This window comes from Kitasatospora sp. MBT63 (genome assembly GCF_000710465.2).
In the GTDB taxonomy this organism is placed as follows: domain Bacteria; phylum Actinomycetota; class Actinomycetes; order Streptomycetales; family Streptomycetaceae; genus Kitasatospora.
The window spans coordinates 2,076-13,810 of the sequence record NZ_JAIZ01000499.1 but is presented as its reverse complement, the minus strand read 5'-3'; the positions used below and the strand labels follow the sequence as shown (position 1 = coordinate 13,810).

10 protein-coding genes and 2 tRNA genes are annotated in these 11,735 nt (G+C 71.2%); all 12 read left to right on the top strand.

All coding sequences use genetic code 11. The annotated features are described in order from the left end of the window. Positions 1 to 114 precede the first annotated feature (114 nt). The 12 genes from recF to AA75_RS26885 all read left to right on the top strand — a co-directional run bounded on the left by recF (position 115) and on the right by AA75_RS26885 (position 11,735). Positions 115 to 1,248 (top strand): DNA replication/repair protein RecF, encoded by a 1,134-nt coding sequence (gene recF, locus AA75_RS26930; RefSeq protein WP_033822856.1) that lies wholly within the window; start codon positions 115 to 117, stop codon positions 1,246 to 1,248. 82 nt (positions 1,249 to 1,330) lie between these two features. Continuing rightward, positions 1,331 to 1,843 carry a DUF721 domain-containing protein gene (locus AA75_RS26925; protein WP_033822855.1) on the top strand — a complete coding sequence of 171 codons (513 nt, stop codon included), beginning with the start codon at positions 1,331 to 1,333 and terminating at the stop codon, positions 1,841 to 1,843. Positions 1,844 to 2,111: 268 nt separating this feature from the next. Further along, entirely contained in the window at positions 2,112 to 4,112 is a 2,001-nt protein-coding gene (gene gyrB, locus AA75_RS26920; protein WP_199520425.1) for a DNA topoisomerase (ATP-hydrolyzing) subunit B, read from the top strand. Positions 4,113 to 4,236: 124 nt separating this feature from the next. Beyond that, on the top strand, positions 4,237 to 6,774 hold the full coding sequence (gene gyrA / locus AA75_RS26915; protein ID WP_051813458.1) for a DNA gyrase subunit A: 2,538 nt from the start codon (positions 4,237 to 4,239) through the stop codon (positions 6,772 to 6,774). Positions 6,775 to 6,916: 142 nt separating this feature from the next. Next, positions 6,917 to 7,609, top strand: coding sequence for a DUF3566 domain-containing protein (locus tag AA75_RS26910; RefSeq protein WP_233289205.1), 693 nt, complete (start codon positions 6,917 to 6,919; stop codon positions 7,607 to 7,609). Positions 7,610 to 7,890: 281 nt separating this feature from the next. Further along, positions 7,891 to 9,294, top strand: coding sequence for a cyclopropane-fatty-acyl-phospholipid synthase family protein (locus tag AA75_RS26905; protein ID WP_033822853.1), 1,404 nt, complete (start codon positions 7,891 to 7,893; stop codon positions 9,292 to 9,294). 16 nt (positions 9,295 to 9,310) lie between these two features. Beyond that, positions 9,311 to 9,384 (top strand) — tRNA-Ile (locus tag AA75_RS26900). A gap of 147 nt (positions 9,385 to 9,531) precedes the next feature. Beyond that, positions 9,532 to 9,738, top strand: coding sequence for a hypothetical protein (locus AA75_RS47980; protein ID WP_149038399.1), 207 nt, complete (start codon positions 9,532 to 9,534; stop codon positions 9,736 to 9,738). A gap of 246 nt (positions 9,739 to 9,984) precedes the next feature. Further along, entirely contained in the window at positions 9,985 to 10,725 is a 741-nt protein-coding gene (locus AA75_RS26895) for a hypothetical protein (RefSeq protein ID WP_033822852.1), read from the top strand. A gap of 79 nt (positions 10,726 to 10,804) precedes the next feature. Then, positions 10,805 to 11,221, top strand: a complete 417-nt coding sequence (locus AA75_RS26890; RefSeq protein ID WP_368666610.1) for a DUF6191 domain-containing protein — start codon at positions 10,805 to 10,807, stop codon at positions 11,219 to 11,221. Between the two features lie 153 nt (positions 11,222 to 11,374). Beyond that, the gene (locus AA75_RS47975; RefSeq protein ID WP_014137031.1) at positions 11,375 to 11,503 is read left to right on the top strand and encodes a DLW-39 family protein; all 129 of its coding nucleotides are present in this window, start codon (positions 11,375 to 11,377) and stop codon (positions 11,501 to 11,503) included. Positions 11,504 to 11,663: 160 nt separating this feature from the next. Then, positions 11,664 to 11,735 (top strand) — tRNA-Ala (locus AA75_RS26885).

The following is an 11,735-nucleotide window of genomic DNA, read 5'->3' as shown; positions in this document are numbered from 1 at the left end:
GACTCCCCGCAGATGAAGATGATCGCCGCGCTGCGCAACCAGTTCGGCGGCCACGCGGTCGAGTCCAAGTAGCCGTCGGCTCATCCCCGCAGAAGGCGAGCGCAGTACCCAGCCATGTATGTCGCGCACCTGTCGCTCGCCGACTTCCGCTCCTACGCCCGGGTCGAGGTTCCGCTCGACCCGGGCGTCACGGCGTTCGTGGGGCCCAACGGCCAGGGCAAGACCAACCTGGTGGAGGCCATCGGCTACGTGGCCACCCTGGGCAGCCACCGGGTCGCCACCGACGCCCCGCTGGTGCGCCTGGGCGCCGGGCGGGCGGTGGTGCGCACCAGCATCGTGCGCGACGCCCGGACCACCCTGGTCGAGCTGGAGCTGACCCCGGGCAAGGCCAACCGGGCCCGGATCAACCGCTCCGACAACGTCCGCCCGCGCGATGTGCTGGGCCTGCTGCGGACGGTCCTGTTCGCCCCCGAGGACCTGGCCCTGGTGAAGGGCGACCCGGGGGAGCGCCGGCGCTTCCTGGACGAGCTGCTGACCGCCCGGGCGCCCCGGCTGGCCGGGGTCCGGCAGGACTACGAGCGGGTGCTCAAGCAGCGAAACGCGCTGCTGAAGACCGCGGCGACGGCCCGCCGGGCGGGCGGCGGCAAGGCGGCCGACCTGTCCACCCTGGAGGTCTGGGACGGTCATCTGGCGCGTGCCGGTGCTGAGTTGACGGCCTTCCGGATCCACCTGGTGGCGGCCCTGCAGCCGCTGGTGGCGCAGGCGTACGGGCAGCTCGCGCCCGGTGGCGGGGAGACCCTGCTGGAGTACCGCAGCTCCTTCGAGGGCGAGCTGCCCACCAGCCGGGAGCAGGCCGAGGAGCAGCTGCTGGCGGCGCTGCAGGCGGCCCGTCCGCAGGAGGTGGCCCGCGGGCTGACCCTGGTCGGCCCGCACCGCGACGAGCTGACCCTGCGGCTGGGTCCGCTGCCCGCGAAGGGCTACGCCAGCCACGGGGAGTCCTGGTCGTTCGCGCTGGCGCTGCGGCTGGCCTCGTACGAGCTGCTCAAGGCGGACGGCGGGGAGCCGGTGCTGATCCTGGACGACGTGTTCGCGGAGCTGGACGCCCGGCGCCGGGACCGGCTGGCGGAGCTGGTGGCCGGGGGCGAGCAGGTGCTGGTGACGGCGGCGGTGCCGGAGGACGTGCCCAAGGCGCTGGCGGGGGCGCGGTACGCCGTCTCGGACGGCACGGTGTCCCGTCTTGACCCGTGAGTCACGCGGACCTCGTACGCTGGACGGTCCACCGCCTGGAACCCGGGCGATCATCCACAGCCTGGGGAAAGGTGCGGGACGCATGAGCGATACGCCTGAGCTGTCGGGTGTGGACCTGGCGCGGGTGGCGCTGCGGGCGGCGAAGGAGCAGGCCAGGCAGCGCGGTGAGCAGGTGCGGGAGAAGCGCGAGGCCAAGCGGCACGGTCTGCGCAGCGGCGCCCGGGCGGACGGGCGCGACCCGGTGCCGCTGGGGGCGGCGCTGAATCGTTTGATCACCGAGCGGGGCTGGGAGGCGCCGGCCGCGGTCGGCGGGGTGATGGGCCGCTGGCCGCAGATCGTCGGGCCGGACATCTCGGCGCACTGCGTGCCCAAGACCTACGCCGAGTCCGAGGCGGTGCTCACCGTGCAGTGCGACTCGACGGCCTGGGCGACCCAGCTGCGGCTGCTGGCCCGGCAGCTGGTGGCCAGGCTCAACCACGAGCTGGGGCACGGCACCGTGAAGGTGATCAAGGTGCTGGGGCCTGACGCCCCGGTTCGGGGGTACGGGCGACTGCGGGCGCCGGGGAGCAAGGGGCCGGGCGACACCTGGGGGTGAGGTCCGAGCGGAGCTGGTTCGTCCGGAACCGCTGGCGGCCTGCGTGAGGGCTCTGAGCCCCCTGGTCGAGTATCGGGACATGTGCAGAGGGGATTCAGGGCGGCACATCTGCCCTCAGGGGCTGCCAAACGCCCCTCTCTGTCAGTCGTACCGGTAGACTGGAAGCCAAACACTGTTGCTCGTAGCAACCGAGTCGAAACGCCGTGGTCGCAGGCCCTCCGAATCAGCGGATGGCGTGCGACCCGCGCTGTGCCAGAGAGGGCGCTTCGTGGCCGATTCCGGCAACCCCAGCCAGAACCAAGACCCCACCGACCAGTCCGGCGAGAAGTCGTACGACGCCAGCAACATCACGGTGCTGGAGGGCCTCGAAGCCGTCCGCAAGCGCCCCGGCATGTACATCGGCTCGACCGGTGAGCGCGGCCTGCACCACCTGGTGTACGAGGTCGTGGACAACTCCGTCGACGAGGCGCTGGCGGGGTACGCCGACACGATCGACGTGACCATCCTGGCCGACGGCGCGGTCCGCGTCGACGACAACGGCCGCGGCATCCCGGTGGACATCGTCGCCGGTCAGGGCAAGCCCGCGGTCGAGGTCGTGCTGACCGTGCTGCACGCCGGCGGCAAGTTCGGCAACGGCGGCTACGCCGTCTCCGGCGGTCTGCACGGCGTCGGCGTCTCGGTGGTGAACGCGCTCTCCACCCGGCTGGCGATCGAGATCCACCGCGACGGCCACCGCTGGACCCAGGACTACAAGGCGGGTGCGCCGACCGCCCCGCTCGACCGCCACGAGGCGACCGAGCAGACCGGCACCAGCGTGACGTTCTGGGCCGACCCGGACATCTTCGAGACCACGGTCTACTCCTTCGAGACGCTCTCCCGGCGCTTCCAGGAGATGGCGTTCCTGAACAAGGGCCTGACCATCTCGCTGACCGACGAGCGGGCCGAGCACGCCGACGAGGAGGGCCGCCCGCTCACCGTCACGTACAAGTACGACGGCGGCATCGCGGACTTCGTCGCCCACCTCAACTCCCGCAAGGGCGACCCGATCCACCCCTCGGTGATCGACTTCGAGGCGGAGGACAAGGACAAGGCGATCTCGGTGGAGATCGCGATGCAGTGGAACTCCTCGTACACCGAGGGGGTCTACTCGTTCGCCAACACCATCCACACCCACGGCGGCGGCACCCACGAGGAGGGCTTCCGCGCGGCACTGACCGGCCTGGTCAACCGCTACGCGCGGGACAAGAAGCTGCTCCGCGAGAAGGACGACAACCTCTCCGGCGAGGACATCCGCGAGGGTCTGACCGCGATCATCTCGGTCAAGCTCGGCGAGCCCCAGTTCGAGGGCCAGACCAAGGACAAGCTGGGCAACACGGAGGCCAAGACCTTCGTCCAGAAGGTGGTGCACGAGCAGCTGAACGACTGGCTGGACCGGCACCCCAACGAGGGCTCGGATATCATCCGCAAGTCGATCCAGGCGGCCACCGCCCGGGTCGCGGCCCGCAAGGCCCGGGACCTGACCCGGCGCAAGGGCCTGCTGGAGAGCGCCTCGCTGCCGGGCAAGCTGAGCGACTGCCAGTCCAAGGACCCGGCCGAGTGCGAGATCTTCATCGTCGAGGGTGACTCCGCCGGCGGCTCGGCCAAGCAGGGCCGTGACCCGCGCACCCAGGCGATCCTCCCGATCCGCGGCAAGATCCTGAACGTCGAGAAGGCCCGGATCGACAAGGTGCTGCAGAACACCGAGGTCCAGGCGCTGATCTCGGCCTTCGGCTGCGGCATCCAGGAGGACTACGACGAGTCCAAGCTCCGCTATCACAAGATCGTGCTGATGGCCGACGCCGACGTCGACGGACAGCACATCAGGACCCTGCTGCTCACCCTGCTGTTCCGCTTCATGCGGCCGCTGGTGGAGTCGGGGTACGTGTACCTGGCGATGCCCCCGCTGTACAAGATCAAGTGGGGCCGGGACGACTTCGAGTACGCCTACTCGGACCGCGAGCGCGACGCGCTCATCGCGGCCGGGGTCGAGGCCGGCCGCCGGCTGCCGAAGGACGACGCCATCCAGCGCTTCAAGGGTCTCGGCGAGATGAACGCCGAGGAGCTGCGCGTCACCACCATGGACGTCGCCCACCGGCTGCTGCTCCAGGTCACCCTGGAGGACGCGGCCCGGGCCGACGACCTGTTCTCCGTCCTGATGGGCGAGGACGTGGAGGCCCGCCGGTCCTTCATCCAGCGCAACGCCAAGGACGTCCGGTTCCTGGACGTGTGACGACCCCCGCGGTCATCCACGTCCCAGGCCCCGCGTGAAAGGAAACTGACCAGCAGTGGTCGACGACAACCGTCCTGACGGCGACGAGCAGTCCGAGGACACCCCCAGCCAGGGCACCGTCCGGATCGAGCCGATCGAGCTCGAGACCGAGATGCAGCGCTCCTACCTCGACTACGCGATGAGCGTGATCGTCAGCCGCGCGCTGCCCGAGGTCCGCGACGGCCTCAAGCCGGTGCACCGCCGGGTGCTGTACGCGATGTACGACGGCGGCTACCGGCCCGAGAAGGGCTACTACAAGTGCGCCCGCGTGGTCGGCGACGTGATGGGCAACTATCACCCGCACGGCGACACCTCGATCTACGACACCCTGGTGCGCCTCGCCCAGACCTGGTCGATGCGGATGCCGCTGGTCGACGGCAACGGCAACTTCGGTTCCCCGGGCAACGACCCGGCCGCCGCCATGCGGTACACCGAGTGCAAGATGATGCCGCTGGCCATGGAGATGATGCGGGACATCGACGAGGAGACCGTCGACTTCGCCGCCAACTACGACGGCCGCCAGCAGGAGCCGACCGTCCTGCCGGCCCGCATCCCCAACCTGCTGATCAACGGCGCCACCGGCATCGCGGTCGGCATGGCCACCAACATCCCGCCGCACAACCTGCGCGAGGTCGCCTCCGGCGCGCTGTGGGCGCTGGAGAACCCCGAGGCCTCCAACGAGGAGCTGCTCGAGGCCCTGGTCGAGCGGATCAAGGGCCCGGACTTCCCGACCGGTGCGCTGATCGTCGGCCGCCGCGGCATCGAGGAGGCCTACCGGACCGGCCGCGGCTCGATCACCATGCGCGCGGTGGTCGAGGTCGAGGAGATCCAGGGCCGCCAGTGCCTGGTGGTCACCGAGCTGCCGTACCAGGTGAACCCGGACAACCTGGCGCTCAAGATCGCGGACCTGGTCAAGGACGGCCGGGTGGCCGGCATCGCCGACGTCCGCGACGAGTCCTCCTCCCGGACCGGCCAGCGCCTGGTCGTCGTGCTCAAGCGCGACGCCGTCGCCAAGGTCGTGCTGAACAACCTCTACAAGCACACCGACCTGCAGACCAACTTCGGCGCCAACATGCTGGCCCTGGTCGACGGCGTGCCCCGCACGCTCTCGCTGGACGCCTTCATCCGGCACTGGGTCAACCACCAGGTCGAGGTCATCGTCCGCCGGACCACCTTCCGGCTGCGCAAGGCCGAGGAGCGCGCGCACATCCTGCGCGCCCTGCTCAAGGCGCTGGACCAGATCGACGCGGTGATCGCGCTGATCCGGGCCTCGGAGAGCGCCGACGCCGCCCGCAGCGGCCTGATGAACCTGCTCCAGATCGACGAGCTGCAGGCCAACGCGATCCTGGAGATGCAGCTGCGCCGGCTCGCCGCCCTGGAGAGCGCGCGCATCCTGAGCGAGCACGACGAGCTGCAGGCGAAGATCAACGAGTACAACGCGATCCTCGCCTCCCCCGCCCGCCAGCGGGAGATCATCTCCGAGGAGCTCACCGCGATCGTCGAGAAGTACGGCGACGAGCGGCGCTCCACCCTGATCCCCTCCGACGGCGACCTCTCGATCGAGGACCTGATCGCCGAGGAGAACATCGTCGTCACGATCACCCGCGGCGGCTACGTCAAGCGCACCCGCTCCGACCTCTACCGCTCGCAGAAGCGCGGCGGCAAGGGCGTGCGCGGTGCGCAGCTGAAGCAGGACGACATCGTCGACCACTTCTTCGTGACCACCACGCACAACTGGATCCTGTTCCTCACCAACAAGGGCCGGGTCTACCGCGCCAAGGGCTACGAGCTGCCGGACGCCGGCCGCGACGCCCGCGGCCAGCACGTCGCCAACCTGTTGGCCTTCCAGCCGGAGGAGCACATCGCCCAGGTGATGGCGGTGCGCACCTACGAGGACAAGCCGTACCTGGTGCTCGCCACCCGCAACGGCCTGGTCAAGAAGTCCCGGCTGAAGGACTACGACTCGCCGCGCTCCGGCGGCCTGATCGCGATCAACCTGCGACAGGACGAGGACGGCCGGGACGACGAGCTGATCGGTGCCGAGCTGGTCTCCGCCGAGGACGACCTGCTGCTGATCTCCAAGAAGGCGCAGTCGATCCGCTTCACCGCCACCGACGAGGCGCTGCGGCCGATGAGCCGGGCCACCTCGGGCGTGAAGGGCATGTCCTTCCGCGAGGACGACGAGCTGCTGTCGATGAACTCGATCCGGCCGGACACCTTCGTCTTCACCGCCACCGATGGCGGCTACGCCAAGCGGACCTCGGTCGACGAGTACCGTGTGCAGGGACGTGGTGGTTTCGGTATCAAGGCGGCGAAGATCGTCGAGGGCCGGGGCTCGCTGGTCGGGGCACTGGTCGTCGAGGAGACCGACGAGATCATGGCCATCACGCTCTCCGGTGGCGTGATTCGGACCCGGGTTTCCGAAGTCCGTGAAACCGGACGTGACACGATGGGCGTCCAACTGATCAACCTCGGAAAGCGCGACGCGGTGGTGGGCATGGCCCGCAACGCGGAGGCGGAGGACGAGGAGACCTCGGAGGACGAGGCAGCCGGGGCCGTGGCCCAGGCGCCCGCCGCCGAGGACGGCACGACGACGGAGGGTGGCGCGGCCGACCAGGCCTGACCTCCCACCCGCGGTCCGGTGCCCGCCCCAGCCGGGGACGGGCGCCGGACCGCGCACCGGCGGCGGCCAGACGGCCGCGGCCGGACCGGAAGCGATGACCAGGGCGGACCGCCGACCTGGCGGGAACTGCAGGAGGACCAGGGTGAGTGGAGCCACGGGTGCTGGAGGTGCCACGGGCGGGCTGCCGGGCGGCACGCCGTACGGCGGAGTGCCGCCCCGTCCGACCGAGCACCCGGCGGCGGCCTCCACCTCGCTGATGCCGCCGGTCGGTGCAGCCGGGCAGGCCGGCACCGCGGGATACGGCGGCCAGCCGGCGGCCGCCCCGCAGGGCGGCGCGGCCGCGGACGGCTTCTCCACGCCGACCACGTACGCCAAGGGGCAGCCGACCCCGGCCCGCGGCACCCGGGTCCCGCCCGGCGCCGCACGCCGTCCCGGCACTCCCCCGGCGGCGCAGGGCGGCATCCGCACCCGCAAGGCGCGGCTGCGGATCACCAAGGCCGACCCCTGGTCGGTGATGAAGGTCAGCTTCCTGCTGTCGCTGGCGGTCGGCGTGATCATGATCGTCGCGGCCGCGGTGCTCTGGATGACCCTGGACGGCCTCGGCGTCTTCGACTCGCTGAGCAGCACCCTGAGCGACGTCACCGGCAACGACAGCGCCAGCAGCTTCAACCTGATGGACTACATCGGCTTCGGCCGGGTCATGATGTTCACCATCCTGATCTCGGTGGTGGACGTGGTCCTGATGACCGCGCTGGCCACGCTGTCGGCGTTCATCTACAACACCGCGGCCGGCTTCACCGGCGGTATCGAGCTGACCCTGGCCGAGGAGGACTGACACCCGGTCACCCGCGCGGAATCGACGGGCCCCGAAGGCTGTTCCAGCCTTCGGGGCCCGTCGGCGTCGGTACCCGCGTTCGGGTGACGGCGGCCGCCCCGCCAGCGTGCCGCCGGGACCGCCCGCGGGCGCCCGTGGATAAGTGGACCGGGTTGGCGGACACGGGGATTAGCCCCCGCGCCGACCGGGCAGCCATTGTCACCGGCGCAGCGTCGCGCCGGCACGGCGGCACGGTGGAGAACGCAAGCGGTGGAGCTGTTACGGCTGGTCGGAGGCCCGTCATGGCTGAGGTCGCAACACAACTGATCGGTGCGGTGGAGGGGCTGCTCGGGGTGCGGCTCCCGCTGCGGATCCAGGGCTGGGACGGCAGTGTCGCCGGACCACCGGGCGCGCCCACCCTGGTGCTGCGCAGCCGCCGGGCCGCCAGACGGCTGCTCTGGCAGCCCGGCGAGCTGGGCCTGGCCCGCGCCTACGTCTCCGGCGACCTCGAACTCGCCCCGGACACCGACCTCTACGAGGTGCTGTCCGTCGTCGCGGAGCTCGCCGAGCATCCCCGGATCCGCCAGCTCGACCTCGGCGTCACCGATGTGTTCGGGCCGCACGGCCGCGAACTGCTCGCCACCCTGGTCCGGATCGGCGCCGTCGGCCCGCAGCCCGCCCCGCCGCCCGAGGAGGCCGTCCGCCCCCGCGGGCGCCTGCACAGCCGCCGCCGGGACCGGGCCGCGATCAGCCACCACTACGACGTCGGGAACGACTTCTACCGCCTCGTGCTGGGCTCCAGCATGGTCTACTCGTGCGCCTACTGGACGCCCGAGGCGAAGAGCCTGGAGGACGCCCAGGAGGCCAAGCTCGACCTGATCTGCCGCAAGCTGGGCCTGCGTCCCGGGATGCGGCTGCTCGACGTGGGCTGCGGCTGGGGCTCGCTGGTGCTGCACGCGGCCCGGCACTACGGCGTCACGGCGGTCGGGGTGTCCATCTCCGTCGAACAGGTCGAGCTGGCCCGAGGCCGGGTCGCCGAGGCCGGACTGGGCGACCGGATCGAGATCCGGCTGCAGGACTACCGGGAGGTCCCCGACGGGCCCTTCGACGCGATCTCCAGCGTCGGCATGGCCGAGCACGTCGGGTCCGCCCAGTACCTGACCTACGCCACCGGCCTGTACGGCCTGCTGGCCCCCGGCGGCCGGCTGCTCAACCACCAGATCGCCCGGCGCCCGGAGCTGCCCGGCGAGCGGTACCGGCCGAGCCCGTTCATCGACCGGTACGTCTTCCCCGACGGCGAGCTGTCCCCGGTGGGCAGCACGGTCGGGCTGCTGGAGGACGCGGGCTTCGAGGTACGGGACGTGGAGTCGCTGCGCGAGCACTACGGCCTGACGCTGCGCGAGTGGGTGGCCAACCTGGAGGCGCACTGGCCGGAGGCGGTCCGGCTGGTCGGCCGGGGCCGGGCCCGGGTCTGGCGGCTCTACATGGCGGCCTCGGCGCTGGCCTTCGAGCAGAACCGGATCGGGATCAACCAGGTGCTCGCCGTCCGCACCACCTCCGTCGGCCGCAGCGGCCTGCCGGCCACCCGCGGCCAGTGGCTGGCAGCCGCGCCCGGCCCGGCCGGCGACCCTGAGCTGCACCGCTCCGCACCCGCCCCCGAGGGGGCCGCGGATACGGATTTGGGAGATCGGCGCTCGGTCCGCTAATCTTTCAGTGCGGCAAGGGCCTATAGCTCAGACGGTTAGAGCGCTTCCCTGATAAGGAAGAGGCCACAGGTTCAAGTCCTGTTAGGCCCACCTGCAAAGAAGGCCCCGGTCACCCAGTGACCGGGGCCTTCTGCTCTTCCTGCTCCGAGATCGGCAATGTTGCACGGCCCGCCCTGCCGGTCTCCGAGTGGCGCTCGTCACACGGGCCGGCCGGGCGCCGGGGGAGGGAGCAGGGCGATGGGGTCGGAACCGACGGGGGTCACCGATAGTGCTCGCGAGGACCGCGACTACGTGGCCGAGGTCGAACGGGGCGAGCGGGTGGCCCGCTGGGGCCTCGCGGTGAGCGGCGTGGTGGCCGCGCTGATCGCCGGAGCCGTGATGCTGGCCGCGGTGCTGGTCCTCGTCGTGACGGTCGGCGGCGTACTGGTCTTCGTGGACCGGTAGCAGTGCCGGTCCGCCCGGGTCCGTGACCTCCGGCGCGGAGGCTCGTTGGACAGGATGCGCAGAGGCATCTTGGAATGGGCGACTCGAAACTCCTGTGAAGTCGGGGATAGCCGGTCGACGGGACCGGTCATTGGATCTGTGGACGTGTGCGACCTCTGCTCCGGCCGGCGGAAGTCCGGCCCCGTACGCCCCGGGTGACGTGGCGGTCCACGATCCACTCCGACCATGGAGGGCATTCCCGTGTCCATGGAATCCGTCGTGCTCGAATCCCCGACGCTGCGCCGCGAGCTCGGCCGGCAGCTCGAGGGCCGCACCGAGGCGCTCGACAAGGTCAAGGCGCTCACCCTGCTCCCGGACGGTCTGCACGTGACCGTCCGGATGGCCGCCGACTACTTCGAGGTGGGCGAGGAGGTCATCCGGCAGCTGCTGGTCCGCCACCGCAAGGAGCTGGCGGCCAGCGGCGCGCGCGTGCTCCGAGGCGCTGACCTGGAAACTTTTAAGAGTGACACGATGTCACTCTTTTCCGGAAGTTATCCACAGGCCCGTTCGGGGCTCACCGTCCTGCCCCGGCGGGCCGTGCTGAACGTGGCGATGCTGCTGCGGGACAGCGAGGTCGCCCGGGCCGTGCGGCAGGAGTTGCTGGACGCCGCCGAGGGCCACTGGCGGGCCGGGGAGACCGGTCCGTGGGTCCGGGCGTTCCGGGCCCGGCCGCGGCCGTGGAGCGGGCTGCGCTGGGACGAGTACGAGCGCACGGTGGCCGACCCGGCGGCCCGGGAGTGGCAGCGCCGGATCGACGGGGAGCACCCGTTCGACCCGGTGGAGCTGCGGCTGCTCTCGATCGAGCGCCGGCTCGACGCCGGCGACCGGGTGATCGCGGCGATCGGGCAGCGGCTCTGCCGGCACGGTGACGACCTGCGGGCGGTCCGCGAGGACCTGCGGGTCCTGCGGCTGGACGTGACCGTCCAGCGCGGGCGCCGGCGGCGGTAGGCCGTCACGGGGCCGGTGCGGTGCGCGGCTGCCGCACCGGCCCTTCCGTCCCCCGCGGCGGGCGCGCAGGATGGGGGTGGTGTCCGGCGAGGAGGAGGATCCGGTGGCGGTGTTCTGGGCGATGAGCATCCCCGGTCTGGTGTGCGCGTTGGTCCTGGTGGGCATCGTCGACCAGCTCGCCCTGCGTGCCAGCCGGACCCGGTGGATCCCCTGGCGCGGTACCGGCCGCGAGGGTCAGATCTCGGCGACCGGGTTCGAGCAGCTGCACGCCCAGTTCGCGGCCGGCAAGCAGCACGAACTGGACCAGCGGGGCTCGACCCTGATGCTGCGGGACGAGGAGGGCGAGGGTGCCCCGCCGCGGACCAGGATCGATCTGGTGGCCGGAACGGCGGTGGTACGCCCTGCGCAGGCCGGCCAGGCACACCGTACGACAGAAGGCGCGGCGTCAATCATGGGTTCGGATCGGCCGGTTGGACCGGGCACTGGCAGCTCTTGAACGGGTTACCGGTGTGTATCATCGGCCGCAAGGCGGTCTCCAGCCCGACCGCTGGTTCGTGCTCGTACACCAAAGGGTTCGTGGGTGGTGCCTCCCGGTCGGGAAGGCGGGCCGGCGTTCCGATACTGCAAGCAAGAAGGACGAGGTCCCGCGGTGAAGAAGCTCCTCCTGGTCGCCCTGGTCGCCCTCGGCGGCTTCTTTGTCTACCGTCAGGTCCAGGCGGACCGCGCCGAGCAGGACCTGTGGACCGAGGCCACCGACCCGGTCCCGGCCGGCCGCTGAGGCCGCAGACGATCTTCCGGAGGCCGCCCGGCGGCCTCCCTCGGGTCGGTCCCGGCATTCCCGCCGGGGCCGGTCCGCGCTCCTCGGAGCGCACACCGGGCGGCGCTGCCCTCCCGCGCGGGATTCGCCGCGGGAGCAGGTACGCTTATGCCCAGTGCCCGGGGCTTTAGCTCAGTTGGTAGAGCGCTGTCTTTGCATGGCAGATGTCAGGAGTTCGAATCTCCTAAGCTCC

Coding starts and splice junctions, on each gene's coding strand:
- AA75_RS26925 (WP_033822855.1), top strand. CDS start 1,331: ATGAGCGATACGCCTGAGCTGTCGGGTGTGGACCTGGCGCGGGTGGCG.
- AA75_RS47980 (WP_149038399.1), top strand. CDS start 9,532: ATGGGGTCGGAACCGACGGGGGTCACCGATAGTGCTCGCGAGGACCGC.
- recF (WP_033822856.1), top strand. CDS start 115: ATGTATGTCGCGCACCTGTCGCTCGCCGACTTCCGCTCCTACGCCCGG.
- AA75_RS26905 (WP_033822853.1), top strand. CDS start 7,891: ATGGCTGAGGTCGCAACACAACTGATCGGTGCGGTGGAGGGGCTGCTC.
- AA75_RS26895 (WP_033822852.1), top strand. CDS start 9,985: ATGGAATCCGTCGTGCTCGAATCCCCGACGCTGCGCCGCGAGCTCGGC.